This is a genomic window from Acetobacter tropicalis (assembly GCF_030644465.1).
GTDB lineage: Bacteria > Pseudomonadota > Alphaproteobacteria > Acetobacterales > Acetobacteraceae > Acetobacter > Acetobacter tropicalis.
Genome location: NZ_JAUYUW010000001.1, coordinates 3,113,452 through 3,127,483 on the forward strand (window position 1 = coordinate 3,113,452; position 14,032 = coordinate 3,127,483).

At 54.6% G+C, this 14,032-nt stretch carries 13 protein-coding genes and 1 tRNA gene; 9 read left to right on the forward strand and 5 right to left on the reverse strand.

Annotation, left to right across the window (positions count from 1 at the left end; translation table 11 throughout):
* The first annotated feature begins 14 nt into the window (after positions 1-14).
* From QWU00_RS14115 to QWU00_RS14125, 3 genes are all read left to right on the forward strand, one after another.
* Entirely contained in the window at positions 15-371 is a 357-nt protein-coding gene (locus QWU00_RS14115) for an integration host factor subunit alpha (protein WP_254906989.1), read from the forward strand.
* Entirely contained in the window at positions 364-1,320 is a 957-nt protein-coding gene (locus QWU00_RS14120; protein WP_035380912.1) for a MerR family transcriptional regulator, read from the forward strand. The genes QWU00_RS14115 and QWU00_RS14120 overlap by 8 nt, the downstream gene beginning before the upstream one ends.
* A gap of 62 nt (positions 1,321-1,382) precedes the next feature.
* Positions 1,383-1,456 (forward strand) — tRNA-Pro (locus QWU00_RS14125).
* Between the two features lie 228 nt (positions 1,457-1,684).
* Here the strand turns inward: QWU00_RS14125 and QWU00_RS14130 are convergent.
* Positions 1,685-2,821 carry an AI-2E family transporter gene (locus QWU00_RS14130; protein ID WP_035380910.1) on the reverse strand — a complete coding sequence of 379 codons (1,137 nt, stop codon included), beginning with the start codon at positions 2,819-2,821 and terminating at the stop codon, positions 1,685-1,687.
* 198 nt (positions 2,822-3,019) lie between these two features.
* On the opposite strand from QWU00_RS14130, the gene murJ reads away from it, so the two are divergent.
* Together murJ and QWU00_RS14140 are read left to right on the forward strand one after the other, a co-directional pair.
* Positions 3,020-4,570 carry a murein biosynthesis integral membrane protein MurJ gene (gene murJ, locus QWU00_RS14135; RefSeq protein WP_035380908.1) on the forward strand — a complete coding sequence of 517 codons (1,551 nt, stop codon included), beginning with the start codon at positions 3,020-3,022 and terminating at the stop codon, positions 4,568-4,570.
* A gap of 28 nt (positions 4,571-4,598) precedes the next feature.
* On the forward strand, positions 4,599-5,897 hold the full coding sequence (locus QWU00_RS14140; protein ID WP_035380906.1) for a UdgX family uracil-DNA binding protein: 1,299 nt from the start codon (positions 4,599-4,601) through the stop codon (positions 5,895-5,897).
* Here the strand turns inward: QWU00_RS14140 and QWU00_RS14145 are convergent.
* A complete protein-coding gene (locus QWU00_RS14145; RefSeq protein ID WP_035380904.1) occupies positions 5,894-6,184 on the reverse strand; it encodes an integration host factor subunit beta in 291 nt (96 codons plus the stop codon). The two genes, QWU00_RS14140 and QWU00_RS14145, sit on opposite strands and share 4 nt — an antisense overlap.
* Before the next feature lie 222 nt (positions 6,185-6,406).
* Positions 6,407-6,868 (reverse strand): MucR family transcriptional regulator, encoded by a 462-nt coding sequence (locus QWU00_RS14150; protein ID WP_035380902.1) that lies wholly within the window; start codon positions 6,866-6,868, stop codon positions 6,407-6,409.
* A gap of 400 nt (positions 6,869-7,268) precedes the next feature.
* On the opposite strand from QWU00_RS14150, the gene QWU00_RS14155 reads away from it, so the two are divergent.
* Complete coding sequence (locus tag QWU00_RS14155) at positions 7,269-8,708, forward strand: mannose-1-phosphate guanylyltransferase/mannose-6-phosphate isomerase (protein WP_035380901.1); 1,440 nt, start codon at positions 7,269-7,271, stop codon at positions 8,706-8,708.
* Between the two features lie 79 nt (positions 8,709-8,787).
* Here QWU00_RS14155 and QWU00_RS14160 read toward each other — a convergent pair whose 3' ends face one another.
* Together QWU00_RS14160 and trxB are read right to left on the reverse strand one after the other, a co-directional pair.
* Entirely contained in the window at positions 8,788-9,669 is an 882-nt protein-coding gene (locus tag QWU00_RS14160; protein ID WP_035380899.1) for a LysR family transcriptional regulator, read from the reverse strand.
* A gap of 104 nt (positions 9,670-9,773) precedes the next feature.
* Complete coding sequence (gene trxB, locus QWU00_RS14165; RefSeq protein ID WP_035380897.1) at positions 9,774-10,724, reverse strand: thioredoxin-disulfide reductase; 951 nt, start codon at positions 10,722-10,724, stop codon at positions 9,774-9,776.
* Positions 10,725-10,979: 255 nt separating this feature from the next.
* Here trxB and QWU00_RS14170 point away from each other — a divergent pair, with 255 nt between their 5' ends.
* The 3 genes from QWU00_RS14170 to QWU00_RS14180 are packed head-to-tail and all read left to right on the forward strand — an operon-like array spanning position 10,980 to position 14,004.
* On the forward strand, positions 10,980-11,405 hold the full coding sequence (locus QWU00_RS14170) for an Lrp/AsnC family transcriptional regulator (protein ID WP_262411384.1): 426 nt from the start codon (positions 10,980-10,982) through the stop codon (positions 11,403-11,405).
* Positions 11,402-12,523: a glycosyltransferase gene (locus QWU00_RS14175; protein ID WP_035380893.1), complete on the forward strand. Its 1,122-nt coding sequence runs from the start codon at positions 11,402-11,404 to the stop codon at positions 12,521-12,523. The genes QWU00_RS14170 and QWU00_RS14175 overlap by 4 nt, the downstream gene beginning before the upstream one ends.
* Positions 12,481-14,004: a glycosyltransferase family 39 protein gene (locus QWU00_RS14180; protein WP_231551762.1), complete on the forward strand. Its 1,524-nt coding sequence runs from the start codon at positions 12,481-12,483 to the stop codon at positions 14,002-14,004. The genes QWU00_RS14175 and QWU00_RS14180 overlap by 43 nt, the downstream gene beginning before the upstream one ends.
* Positions 14,005-14,032: the final 28 nt, after the last annotated feature.

The window sequence follows — 14,032 nt, forward strand, 5'->3', positions numbered from 1 at the left end:
GTCGTTCAGTTTGAATTGACGAGGTCCGCCAACATGTTACCTTCTCTTTTATGGAAACTGTCACGCGTGCATCTCTGGTAGAGCAGATCTATCAGCAGGTTGGGCTGTCCCGAAAAGAATCCGCTGTTCTTCTGGAAGATATTCTGGAAACGGTAATGGTAGCGCTTGAACAAGGTGAAAGCGTGAAAATTAGCGGCTTTGGCACTTTTTCTGTCAGACAGAAAGGCCAGCGCAGTGGGCGTAATCCCAAAACGGGTGAGGAAGTCCCAATTCTTCCACGTTCGGTTCTGGTCTTCCGCCCCAGCCAGCTTTTGCGGGCAGAAGTGAATCACGAATCTCTTGATGCAGGTGTGGATGACGATAATGACTGAAGGCACGTTTTCTTCACCGGAAGACTCGATTCCCACACAGTCTGAAGAAGACACTTTCTCCCGGTCAGAAAAAGGGCCTCTGGCGTTCCGGACAATCAGTGAAGTAGCAGACGAACTGCATGTTCCACAGCATGTGCTTCGCTTCTGGGAAACACGGTTCGAGCAGGTTCGTCCGCTTAAGCGTGGCGGTGGCCGCCGCTATTATCGCCCTACAGATATTGAACTGCTGCGCTATATTGCAGACCTGCTTTATAGCAAAGGCTACACCGTAAAAGGCGTGCAGCGCCTGCTGCGGGAAGGCAATCATTCCGTAGAAATGCCTCAGGTAGAAACGACACCGCCACAGGGAGTGGAGGAGCCGGTCGCAGGTGAAGCAACGGTCGAGCCTGAACTGTCAGAGCCTCTCGTGCTTGAAACAGTCGAGCCTGTTGCTGCGGTTGCGGTAGCCGAATTTTCTGAAACGGCTGCTAGACCAGAGAGCGCGAAGACCGAAGAAGCAGACGCTGGCCCAGTTGTTCCTGAACCTGAAGAAGGTGTTGTGGTACAACGCGTTGAGGTCATTGAGAGCGTAGAAAATGTTTCTTCTCCGGCTGACACCACTCCGGCAGACCTGCCGCTGCAGGAAGGTGAGCCAGAAGCGCACGCTCAGTTGGAGAGTATTGCAGAAACGGAAGTGGTTGAGCCGCGAGAAGACGTTTCTTCTGAACCAGTAGGCACAGTTACCGAAGGCGATGTGCGGGCCGCGTTTGGTGAAGAAGAACCTACAGCGACAGATGATACAGCCGAAGCAGAGCCCACTGCTGATCCTTTGCCTGATGAAGGTGAGGCGGGAGTTCAGGATGCAGGCCAGAATGTTGTGCAGTTGAAAAGGCAGAATACACGGCTGCGTAATGATCTGGCCGATATCCTGCTTGAACTGCAAGCATTGCGCAGTCGCCTTTCTGCATAAAAAACAGATCAGGTGGCTTGTGCGGATAGCATGAGGCTGCTAAAGACCTCACACCAAGCAAACGGGCAGTAGCGCAGTCTGGTAGCGCATCAGTCTGGGGGACTGGGGGTCGTGGGTTCGAATCCCGCCTGCCCGATATCTTGTTTGCTAAAGGTTTTCTTAAAAATCAAAAAGCAATGCCGGGTGTTCAGTTTTTGGACACCCTTTATTTGTTGTCTACATAATCCTGTTGAAAACATGGGTACTATAGGCAGCGGTCGCTTTAATGCTCTGTTCTGCCTGTGCGGGCCTCTCTTTCGATCCGCTGTACCGCACGCATAGTATGTAACCTTCTTTTGCGATATGCCGCTTGTTCACTGAGCCTTTATGCTGGCGGTAGGGGAGGCTCAGGCCGTTCGCTCCCAGTGGTCCAGCGCCGCCACAACAGGTCCAGAGCAGCCATGGCAGCGGGGCCGACGAACAACCCAAGAAGCCCCCACGTTTCGGCTCCTCCCAAAATACCCAACAGAACCCACAGAAACGGAAGTTTTGTGCTCCCGCCAATCAGAACGGGGCGCACAAAGTGGTCAGCAACAAAAATAACCACGGCACCTATGCAGAACGTGGCAATACCGGCCACGGAAGCGCCTTGTGCCAGAATAAGAAGAGACACCAACCCAACGGCAATCATGGCACAGAAGGGGATCATGGCAGCCACGGCGGTTATAACGCCGAACAACGCCGGGTGGGGGGCGCCACAAAGAAAATAGACAACGCCCATCAACAGCCCTTCGGCCATGCCGACCAGCACCAATCCCTGCACGGTGCCATGGATGGAGGCTACAATCTGGCGGGCTATGGTTTCTCCACGCTTGCCAAAGGCACGGCGAGAGGCAACGCGACATTGCCGGATAACGGAGACGCCATCTTTATAAAGAAAGAAAAGCGTGACGATGGAAAAACAGAACAGGGTGCCGCGGTGAGCAATCTGCGACCCTACGGCTTTGGTCAGGGCAACGCCTTTGCTGTCCAAAGCACCCGTCAGGCCGGAAACATCTTGCGGATTGGCAAGATGAGCCTGCCACCAGGAGGTAAGTGTCTGGCTTCCAAATGGTAGGTGAGAAACAGCCTGTGGCACCGGAACGCCAGATTGACGGGCCTTTTCCAGCCATGCCAGTGCGCTCTGTGCTTCTCCCACGGCTTCCAGCGTGATGAGCATCATGGGAATGACAAAAATCAGTGCCATGGCTGCTGTGAAAATAAACGGTAGCAAAAGCCCTTTTGCTGCCTGCGGCCATGCCCTGCGCGCCCGGGTGTAAAGTGGCCAGGTGGCGATGGCAAACACACAGCCCCAAACCAGCGCAGGCAGAAAACCGTGAATGGTGTAAAGAGCAATGGCTAGAATGAAAAACGCCAGAACAGCCCGCGCCACTTCCTGTCCTCGCCGAGACCGCTGACTGGGCTTGACGAGAACACAACGCGGCGGCCCGGAAAGAGAGGGCAGGTTGTGATGATCTGGCATGAAGGGCGCGTCTCCTCGGGTAGCAAAAAAATCATGTTGCGCCGGGCAGATGGCGCGGTCGAGTAAGAATATAGGTATGCTCAGTGATCTGAGTAACATAATTGCTGCTTTTTGGTGCCGTATTGCGCTGAATATTTTGGCTTTGCCGCTTTAACTCCTCTATCTCTCTGCAACAGGCTCCTCTTATAAGCGGCAATCATGCTCAGAAATTTTCTTACAGTCGGCGGCTGGACCATGCTCAGCCGTATCCTAGGTCTGGTGCGCGACCAGCTTCTGGCTGCCTTCATGGGGGCCGGTGCCTTGCAGGATGCGTATCAGGTGGCATTCCGCCTGCCCAACATGTTTCGGCGGCTATTTGGGGAAGGCGCTTTTAACGCGGCCTTTGTTCCCCTGTTTTCCTCAGTTCTGGCGCAGGAAGGGGAAGAACCAGCACGTAATTTTGCACGGCGTGCGCTGGGGGTGATGCTGGCATGGCTGATTTTTCTGTGTGTGGTGGGGGAAGTCTTCATGCCGCAGGTTTTGCGGCTTATTGCTCCAGGTTTTTTGCAGACGGGTGATCGTTACGCTCTTGGTGTTAGCCTGAGCCGTATTACCTTTCCCTATCTGGTATTGATCTGTGCTGCGGCACTTGTGGCCGGGGTGCTGAATGGCCTGCATAAGTTCAGCATGGCTGCGGCGGCTTATCTGGCCTTCAATGTGGTCGGCATTGCCGCCATTCTGTTTGTTTCTCCATTTATGCCGAATGTGGCGTATGCCGCCGCGTGGGGCGTTACCGCTTCCGGGGTGGTGCAGTTAGGGTTGCTGCTTTGGTCGTGCCATCGGGCCGGCTTTGGGCTTATGCCACTGTGGCCGCAACTTACACCGCGTATTCGGTTGCTGGTACGCCGCATGGTGCCGGGATTGGTAGGGAGCGGGGTAGGGCAGATCAATCTGACAATCGATACGATCATTGCCACCTTGTTGCCCGCTGGCAGCGTTTCTTTGATGTATTTTGCAGATCGTATCAATCAGTTGCCCTTGGGGGTACTCGGGGCTGCGGCGGGCACCACACTTCTGCCAGTTCTCACCCGTCATCTTGCAGCGGGGGATCATGAAGCCGCCCGTGCCGCACAAAACCGTTCCATTGAATATGTCTTGCTGCTGACTCTTCCTGCGGTGGCAGGATTACTGGTTCTGGCAGGGCCAATTATGGTTGTGCTGTTTGGTCATGGTTCTTTCACGGAACATGATGCCCTACTTTCAGCGCAGGCGTTGCGGGCTTATGCCATTGGTCTGCCTGCGTTTGTGATGGTGAAAGTACTATCGCCTGCCTTTTTCGCGCGGGGAGACACGCGGACGCCAGTTTATGTGGGCATCAGCATTCTGGTCTTCAATTTTATTCTGAACCTGCTGTTCATGAAACCTCTTCTGCATGTCGGACCGCCGCTTGCCAGCAGTGTTGCAGCTTTTCTGAACGTAGCTTTTCTCTCGATTCTTCTGCTGCGACGCGATGCTTTGCAACTGGAGCCGAAAACAGGCCGCAATATGGTTCTGACAATCGGTGCTTCTGTATTAATGGCGGGTGGTCTGCTGTGCCTGGAGGCCGTTGTGGGTTTTCCATCTGGCTTACTGCTGCGCATGATCTGGCTGGGCAGCATGATTGTTCTGGGTGCAGTCCTTTACGGGGTGCTGATGCATGCCTTTGGTATTATTGATGGGGCAAGTGTTCTGGCACGTCTTCGGCGTCGTTTTGGGAAGAAGGGCGTTTAAAAGGGTGTCAGTATAGGAAAGGAAGAGCGTGACCCAAATTCTTCTGGCGCATCAGGTTGATCTGGCAACATGGCGGCGGGCTACGCGGTATCACGTGTTTGCAGGAACACGCCCAGAAGATATCACATGGCTGGTGCAGCCTTCGGAGGCGCTGTTTCATCCCTCCTCTACGGACCCACAGACACTCTTCTCCACACCTGATGAGGGTAAGGGAGAGCTTCTTCGTCTTCCGCGTCGTTTGGTCGAGCGGTTGGTGCTGGCAATTCAGGCACATGAGCCCGAGCGGTTTTCGTTGCTTTATCGGCTTGTTTTCCGTGTTGTGCATGAACAGTTGGATATTCGCGCTGCGGTGGGTGATCCTGATGTGAAACAACTGGACGCGCTGGCTGAGGTCGTTACTGAGGAAACTCATAGGTTCCGTGCTGATTTTGCGGCCACCTTTCGCCATGATAGGCGGGGTGCGTGGGAGTACGAGCCCGCCCATTATATTATTGAGGCCAATGCCGCCTATTGTCTGGAGCGTGTTGCAGAGCCTTGGGCTGTGCAGGCGGGATATAGGCGAATGCAGTGGGATGGGCATATTATCCAGTTCGGCCCCGGTAGCGAAGAAGGGCAGAATGCTCCTCTTTCCTGGCAAAGAGATGGGGCGGGTGTGTGGCAAGGATATCCCAAAACTGTATTGCCTCCCACGGCAGATGAGGTCGCCAAAACGCGTACGCTGGACCAACTGGGCAGCGAAGCTATGGACTGCCGTGCCTGTGCTTTGTGGGAGCCTGCAACGCGAACAGTGTTTGGAGAGGGGCCGGTAACCGCGCGTGTCATGCTGGTAGGCGAGCAACCGGGAGATCAGGAAGATCTGGCTGGGCATCCTTTTGTAGGGCCAGCAGGGCAGGTGCTTGATCGGGCTTTACGAGAAGCAGAGATTGAACGGCCAGACGTGTATGTAACAAATGCCGTCAAGCATTTCCGGTTTGTATGGAGAAATACCCGGCGCCTGCATCAAAAGCCTGACCAAGAGGCTGTTGACGCCTGTCGCATCTGGTTGAACGCAGAACGACGTCTCATTCAGCCTATATTGGTTGTGATGATGGGCGTTACGGCGGCCCAAAGCCTGCTCAAACGTCCTGTCACGATTTCTCGTGAGCGATCACGTATTTTTCCGCTGGAAGATGGCAGCCATGGATTGGTAACCGTGCACCCATCCTATCTGCTTCGTTTACCGAATGAGGCAGACAAACAGCGCGAGTATCAGCGTTTTCTGGAAGATTTGCGGCAGGTGAAACGGTTTATGGAAGAGAGCCAGAGCACTCAGCCGAGTGTTCTTTAGCTTTCGCGCGCCTTGTTAATGCGGGCGTGCAGCTCTTTTCCTGTTTTGAAAAACGGAATGAACTTTTTGGAAACCTGAACCTGCTCCCCGGTCTTGGGGTTGCGGCCAACACGGGGATCGCGCTCCTTGATGGAAAACGCCCCGAATCCGCGAAGCTCTACACGGTTGTTATCGGCAAGACTTTTGGAAATGGCCCCAAATACAGTGTTGACGATAAGATTGATGTCTTTGAGCTGAAGGTGTGGATGCTTTCTCATGAGAGCAGCAATGAGCTCAGATTTCGTCATACTTACCTTCCGGACTCACTTATGATCTGACCACATTATGGAGTGGGTAATCTAGGCGCTCTCTTTTTTTCAGAGAATACCACCACTAAAACCAAAATGCGTATCCTGTGACATCAAACCAGATTACGCATTTAAGCTTTCACTATGGTGGTATTGTTCGTCAATACCTAAAAACCCCGTCAGCACGAACCAGAGGAATGCTCACGGGGTTCTGTCCTATCCTCAGGCAGATGCTTTCTTGGTGCGACGACCGCGACCATTTGCATCTTCCCCTTCCGGAGTGGCGTGGATCTTGCGGCCGAGGCCAATTTCACGGGCCAGAGTGGAACGACGTTCCGCATAGTTTGGAGCAACCATGGGGTAATCGGCAGGCAGGCCCCAGCGTTCACGGTACTGTTCAGGGGTCATGCCGTAAGCGCTTTGCAGGTGGCGCTTAAGCATTTTCAGTTTTTTACCATCTTCCAGACAGATGATGTAGTCAGGGAAAACGGAGCGCTTGACCGGAACGGCAGGCTGCAGTTTTTCAGGTTCGCTGACCGGCTGATCCGCTGATTTCAGAGCCTGATAAACATCTTTTATCAGGGCTGGGATCGTTGCCGGGTCCGTTGCGTTATTGGAGACGTGGGCAGAAACAATTTCCGCAACCAGGTCGAGAATGATGGGGTAGCTCTGGTTCTCAGTCATGATGGATCCATTTTTATTTTATCGGCTGATATGCAGTAACACATACTATCAGTATTCTTGTTTGTGAATAGAAAATATTGAAATGGCGCTGAATAAAGCGTCTTTTCTTTATCGAGTAGCCATTTTGTGGGAAGGGCAAAGATAAACGTCAAGTAAAATAAACGTTTTGTAATCTCTGTTTCTGCGTGCTGTGGAAACGTCTGAAGAATGAGTAGTCATTTTTTGCAACCATAACCATCTGATCGGCGTTGTGCTGGTATTTTAAGGCAGGATGATCAGCTTTCATCAGGGGGCTATTAAGGCCGGTCTCAGGCTGTACGCTGTTTATCTTGAAGTTTGCCCGAGACAATGCTGAACAACAGTGGCGATTTGTCAGAACATAAAAACAAGGACTGTAAAAATGGGGCAGGGCGGTAAGACGGAATCAGGCATTGTGCCTGTCGTGTTGTCTGGTGGGACCGGGAGCCGTCTCTGGCCCATGTCTCGAGCCAGTTTTCCCAAGCAGCTCTGGGCATTACTGAGTGAGCGCAGCATGCTGCAGGAAACAGTCCTGCGGGGACATTCTGCTGGTTTTGCGCCCCCTGTTATTGTTTGCAATGAAGAACACCGTTTTCTTATTGCAGAGCAGTTGCGTGAAGTGATGGTTGAAAGACCAAGTATTCTGCTTGAGCCGGTAGGGCGTAATTCAGCCCCTGCCATTGCGGCGGCAGCTCTGCTGGTGGCCCAGACAAACCCGCAGGCCATTCTGTGGATGATGCCAGCGGATGCGGAAATCAAAAATCATCCTGCGCTGCAAACCGTTATGGAAAAAGCGGTTGAAGCTGCCCGGCTCGGGCGGATTGTCACATTCGGCATGACTCCCACACGCCCGGAAACGGGTTATGGCTATATTGAAAAAGGCGAGCCGCTGCCCGGAGTGGACGGAGCGTTTGTTATTCGTTCGTTTCGTGAAAAACCGTCGGCAGATGTAGCCAAAGGTTTTGTGGAGGATGGAAACTATTTCTGGAATTCAGGCATGTTCGTCTTCCGCGCGGATGTATTGCTGGAAGAGATGCGCAAATATGCCCCGCAGGTGCTGGAGCATGTGCAGGCTGCTTTTGAAAAGCGAACAACGGATCTGGACTTTATCCGGCTTGATAAAGACGCGTTTGCTCAGGCACCGGATATTTCCATCGATTACGCCATTGCTGAAAAAACCGATGTTTCAGCCGTTATCCCGGCAGATCTGGGCTGGTCTGACGTAGGAAGTTGGGATGCCCTGTGGGATATCAGTTCCAAGGATGCGGACAATAACGTTCTGATTGGGGATGTTCTGACGGAAGGAGCGCACGGGTGTTACGTTCGCTCGGAAGGGATGCTCACTGCTGTATCCGGTCTGGATGATGTGGTTGTGGTGGTGACGTCTGACGCAGTGCTGGTGACGCATAAAAGCCAGGCGCAGAACGTTAAGAAACTGGTGGATCAGTTGAAGCGGGACGGGCGCTCAGAAGCCTTTACGCACCAGAGATGTTACCGGCCCTGGGGGTTTTATGAAGGGTTGATCTGTAACGACCGTTTTCAGGTAAAGCGGATTGTGGTGAACCCCGGCGGCAAGCTTTCCTTGCAGAAACATTTCCATCGCTCCGAGCACTGGGTGGTAGTGGCGGGTGTGGCTCTGGTAACGCGGGATGAAGAGCAGCTTTTGCTGCGCGAAAATGAGAGTGTGTATTTGCCGCAGGGATGCACGCACCGGCTGGAAAATCCGGGAAAGATCCCATTGACGCTGATTGAGGTGCAATCAGGTGCATATTTGGGAGAAGACGATATTATCCGTATTGAAGACAGTTATAATAGAAACTGATAAATAAAAGCACAAATAACAAAAAAGCTCCCCCGAAGGGGAGCTTTTTTGGAAGGAAATGAAAGCAGAAACGCTGCTTTTAGCGGATTCCCAATTCGCTCATCAGGAAGTCACGGAACACGGCTACACGCTTGGAGCTCCGAAGCTCTTCCGGATAGACAAAATAGGCGTCCACTGTTGGCGTGGCAACTTCAGGAAGAATCTGAACCAGATCCGGAAATTCTTTTGCCGCGTAAGCGGGAATGGAGCCTATACCCAAGCCGGATGCGATGGCGGATGCCATGGCGGCCATGCTGTTGACTTCCAGCCGGGCCTGTTGCTTGGTGCCATTGTGACGGACTGCTTCAGACAGCCAGTTGATATGCGCTACCGGCGGATGATGTTCTCCGAAAAGAACAAGCTGGTGTGTGCTGATATCTTCAATGGATTTGGGCGTACCATACTTTTCTATATAAAGTGGGGCCGCAAAAATAGGCAGATGGAAATCCGCCAGATGCCGCTGAATGAGGTCAGGCTGGCGTGGGGCATGCATACGCACGGCCACATCGGCTTCTCTCATGCCAAGATCAAGATCGTTATCTTCCAGAATCAGGCAGATATCGATATCGGGATTGGCGGACATAAACTTGTGCAGCCGTGGCATAAGCCAGCAATTGCCAAAGCCTGTAGTGGTTGTAACCCGTAGCCGACCGGCTGCCTTTTCCTTGCTTTCGGTTAAAAGCGTTTGGGTCATTTCAAGTTTTGAAAAGACTTCGCGCACCGTCTTATGCAGCGTCTCGCCCTGTTCAGTGAGGATCAGTCCCCGGGCGTGGCGGTGAAAAAGAGGAACCTGAAGAACGTCCTCCAGAGCCGAAATCTGCCGAGAAACAGCAGATTGGCTCAGGTTCAGGACATCTCCAGCGTGGGTAAAGGAACCCGCTTCGGCTACAGCATGGAAAACCCGGAGTTTGTCCCAGTCCACGCATGCCTCCTGCAATATTGAATAAAGTGATTAACGGTATGAATTCATACCATTCGTTCATTACGTGCAGTAATTGTAAGGCGTGGTCAAGAGACCTGCTGTGATTAGTCCTGTATTTCAGCCAGATAGCGCTCGGCATCCAGCGCCGCCATGCAGCCGCTTCCCGCTGCCGTTACGGCCTGACGGTAGATCTTGTCCTGTACGTCGCCTGCGGCAAATACGCCGGGCACGGATGTGCGGGTCGAGCCGGGGGTGGTCAGAATATAGCCTTCGTCATCCAGTGAAAGCTGGTTTGCGAAAACGCCCGTGTTGGGAGAATGCCCAATAGCGATGAAAACACCATCCGTAGGATAAACGGTTGTTGTGTTGTCCTGTGTGTTGCGGAGCTTGATGCCCGAGACAACGGCTGGCGTACCATCGGCCAGAATGTCCTCCACTACACTGTTCCAGATAATGGAAGTTTTCGGGTTGGCGAAGAAACGGTCCTGCAGGATTTTTTCAGCCCGCAGCGTATCGCGCCGGTGCACAAGGGTAACGTGTGCTGCGTGGTGCGTCAGATACAGGGCTTCTTCAACGGCAGTGTTGCCGCCGCCCACTACCACCACGTTTTTGCCACGGTAGAAAAACCCATCGCATGTTGCGCAGGCGGAAACACCAGCCCCTTGCAGACGCTTCTCACTGGGCAGGCCCAGCCATTTTGCCTGTGCGCCGGTGGCGATAATCACGGATTTTGCAACATACTGCGTACCGGAATCTCCCACCATCTGGAAAGGGGAGCCAGCTTGGAAATCCACCGAAGTAATGATGTCGTGCTGAATACGGGCTCCCACATGTTCGGCTTGCGCCGCCATCTGTTCCATCAGCCACGGGCCTTGCACGGCCTCGGCAAAGCCGGGATAGTTTTCAACATCGGTCGTGATCATGAGCTGGCCACCGGGCTGAAGACCCGCCACAAGAACTGGCTTGAGATTTGCACGGGCTGCGTAAATGGCCGCCGTGTAGCCAGCAGGGCCAGCGCCAATAACCAGCAGTTCAGTTGTAATGGTCTCAGTCATTGTTCAGGCAGGCCTTCCTGGTGAATGTCAGTGTGAAGCAGCGCGTGGCACGCACCTTAATATTCCTGCTTGCGATATGGCGGGAGCCTTCCGTTTGGGCAAGAGGCGTAAGTGGTTTGCGAGCCATGCAGACGCATGGCATATACGGGGCAAGATGTTCAGGAAAAGGCTGCGGCGTAAAATGGAACAGATAAGGTGACAGAACTTGACGCTGTTGACCTGCGTATTGTGGCGGAACTGCAAGACGATGGCCGGATGACCAATGTGGAGCTGGCGCGGCGTGTGGGGATATCGGCCCCGCCGTGCCTGCGGCGCGTGCGGCGGCTGGAGGAACTGGGGGTTATTCGCGGCTACCACGCCGAGCCAGATGCCGGAATGCTGGGCTGGCCGATTACGTTTTTCGCGCTGATTGGTCTGGATAGCCAGAAAGAGGCCATTCTTTCCGCGTTTGAGCAGGAGCTGGCCCAGTGGCCGGAAGTGCGCGAATGCCACATGATTCGCGGTGGAGGTGATTTTCTGGTGCGCCTGATTGCGCGGGATGCCGCCCATGAAAACCAGTTGACCCGACGGCTGACCGAAGGACCACACGTTATCCGGGTGCAGACTTTGCAAACCATTCGCACAAGTCTGGAGAGAACCGGGGTGCCGCTCGTTGTCGGATCGGAAGGTAGTCGTCCGTGATTTCAGACGTTCCGGCATTGCCGGGCGCTGCGCGTGGCGGTCCTGACATCAGTGTCATTATTCCTTGCTATAATGAAGTCAGGAATATTGCGCCGTTGGTGGCGGCTCTGGATCGTGCGCTGGCTGGCCGCCATTGGGAAGTGGTGTTTGTGGATGACAATTCACCTGATGGCACCACGCAGGCCGTAAGGGCGCTTGCCCAAAAGGATGCGCGGGTGCGCGGCCTTTGCCGGGTTGGGCGGCGCGGCCTTTCCTCCGCAGTTATTGAAGGAGCTTTGTCGTCCTCCGCCCAGATTGTGGCGGTGATGGACGGAGACCTTCAGCACGACGACTCCCGTCTTGGCGCGCTGATTGACGCCGTGCAAAGCGGCGAGTGTGATATTGCTGTCGGAAGCCGCCATGTTGAAGGTGGCAACAATGCCGGACTGGCAAACGCATGGCGCCACGCGCTTTCTGACGGTGGAATAAAGCTGGCGCAGATGGTTCTGCCCGTCCGGTTAAGTGACCCGATGAGTGGCTTTTTCGCGTTACGGCAGGATGTGTTTGCGGCTGTTGCCCCACGCCTTTCCGGAACCGGGTTCAAGATTTTACTGGATCTTCTGCTGTCTTCTTCCAAGCCGTTGCGCGTGCAGGAAGTGCCCTGTGGGTTCCGGGCCAGACTTGCCGGTGAGAGCAAACTGGATGCGCTGGTCATGCTCCAATTTCTGGCGCTGGTGTTGGACAAGCTTTGTCGCGGCTGGTTGCCATTGCGTTTTGTGGCATTCTGTCTGGTGGGTTCTGTAGGGGTGGGCGTCAATCTGGCGGTCATGCAGAGCATTCGTACCATGGGGGGCGATTTTCCCGTGGCGCAAGGGGTTGGCACAGTTGTCGCCATGATCCTCAATTTTGTGCTCGATAATAACATCACCTATCGGGATAAGCGCCTGCGTGGTCTTCGGTTTGTGGGTGGCCTACTGGCTTTCATGCTGGTGTGTTCCATAGGTGCGGTGGCCAACGTGGGCGTCGCGCAAATGCTGTTCCAGGCGCATGAGGGGCTGACCCAAGCCAGTGTGGCGGGTGCCATTCTGGCGGTTGTATGGAACTATGCCGTCTCCTCTACCGTCGTCTGGCGCGTGTGAGCTTCTTCCCCATGCATCTGAAGTCTCCCTATTATGGGTGGGGGCTGGCACTGTTGGTGCTTACCGCCATCCGAATTGTCATGGGGGCTGTGGTGCCTCTCACGCCGGACGAAGCCTATTACCGCCTGTGGGCCTTGGCGCCTGCTGCCGGATATCTCGATCATCCTCCAATGGTGGCGGTGTTTATCAAGCTTGGTTTGTTGGTAGCAGGAGATAATGCCTGTGGCGTAAGGTTCTTGGGGCCTTTGTCCGCTGCAGTCGGCACGATTCTGCTGGCAATGGCAACGCGGGACTGGTTACAGCATCTGGCGGGTTACAGTGCGAAAGATGCTCAAAGAGCAGGGGTGCGTACCGCAGTTTTGCTGAACGGAACTGTAGCGCTTGGTGTTGGCACACTGTTGATGACGCCGGATACCCCCCTCCTGCTTTTCATGACGCTGATGGTGTGGAGTCTTGGGCGTCTTTGCGTAACCGGCAACGGTGCATGGTGGTTGCTGGTTGGGGCTGCCGTGGGGCTTGGGTTTGACAGTAAATACACAGCGCTTCTTCCCGCAGGTGGCATGGGGGTATGGCTTCTCGCTACTCAGGCGGGCAGGGGGTGGTTGAAAACGTGGTGGCCATGGCTGGGCGGTGCTGTGGCCGCTGTGTGTGTCAGTCCGGTTGTCTGGTGGAATGCCACGCATCACTGGGCCAGCTTCATGAAGCAGGGAGGCCGCACCGGAGACTGGCATCCTGCCAGAATGCTGACCTATTTCAGCGAGTTGGTGGGCGGACAGGTCGGGTTGATGTCCCCCGGTGTATTCCTGTTTTTTATCGGCGGCTGCGTGGTGCTGTGGAAACAGCGGGACTCGTTCTCGCGCCTGCTGCTGTGCATGATTTTGGTGCCACTGGCTGTATTTGTGCAGCATGCCGTAGGAGCGCGGGTGCAGGCAAACTGGCCTGTGGTTCTTTATCCGGCACTGGCCATGGCGGCGGCGCTGCCCCGTTGGCGCGGGTGGAAGGTCGCCAGCGGGGTGGGTATTGCCCTTGTGGCTCTGATTGTCATTCAGGCGGTGGCGTCCCCGCTTAAACTTTCTCCGCATTTGGACATGACATTACGCCAGATGGGGGGATGGCCGGATTTTGGCCGGATTGTTGTGGCGCACGTGCCTGCCGACTCTGTTCTGATTGCGGATGAATATGGTCTGGCTGCTGAACTGGCGTTTTATGCCCCTGTAGGCCGCCCGGTTGTGGCGGTTGAACCCCGGTGGAGTCTGTTTACCTTTCCGAAGGCTGCGTGTGGGGAAGGATACCTCATCCGTAGTCGGCGGCGGCATGACATGCCGGATACCGCACTGTTCACAGTGCTTTCACAGGAACAGGATCTTGCGCGGGAACGTGATGGCGCGGTGGGTGAGCGATATGCGCTCTACCACGTGCGGACGCAGTGTGATGCCGCAGGCCATGGCCAGAATGCCGTTTTGCTGCCGTCTCGACACTAAAGAGAAAGAGACGTGCTTTCGTGCCTTG

Excerpts from the sequence above, each read along its gene's own strand:
- QWU00_RS14180 (WP_231551762.1), top strand. The coding sequence starts at position 12,481 with ATGGAACTATGCCGTCTCCTCTACCGTCGTCTGGCGCGTGTGAGCTTC.
- trxB (WP_035380897.1), bottom strand. The coding sequence starts at position 10,724 with ATGACTGAGACCATTACAACTGAACTGCTGGTTATTGGCGCTGGCCCT.
- QWU00_RS14170 (WP_262411384.1), top strand. The coding sequence starts at position 10,980 with ATGACCAATGTGGAGCTGGCGCGGCGTGTGGGGATATCGGCCCCGCCG.
- QWU00_RS14130 (WP_035380910.1), bottom strand. The coding sequence starts at position 2,821 with ATGCCAGATCATCACAACCTGCCCTCTCTTTCCGGGCCGCCGCGTTGT.
- QWU00_RS14150 (WP_035380902.1), bottom strand. The coding sequence starts at position 6,868 with ATGACTGAGAACCAGAGCTACCCCATCATTCTCGACCTGGTTGCGGAA.
- murJ (WP_035380908.1), top strand. The coding sequence starts at position 3,020 with ATGCTCAGAAATTTTCTTACAGTCGGCGGCTGGACCATGCTCAGCCGT.
- QWU00_RS14155 (WP_035380901.1), top strand. The coding sequence starts at position 7,269 with ATGGGGCAGGGCGGTAAGACGGAATCAGGCATTGTGCCTGTCGTGTTG.
- QWU00_RS14145 (WP_035380904.1), bottom strand. The coding sequence starts at position 6,184 with ATGACGAAATCTGAGCTCATTGCTGCTCTCATGAGAAAGCATCCACAC.
- QWU00_RS14120 (WP_035380912.1), top strand. The coding sequence starts at position 364 with ATGACTGAAGGCACGTTTTCTTCACCGGAAGACTCGATTCCCACACAG.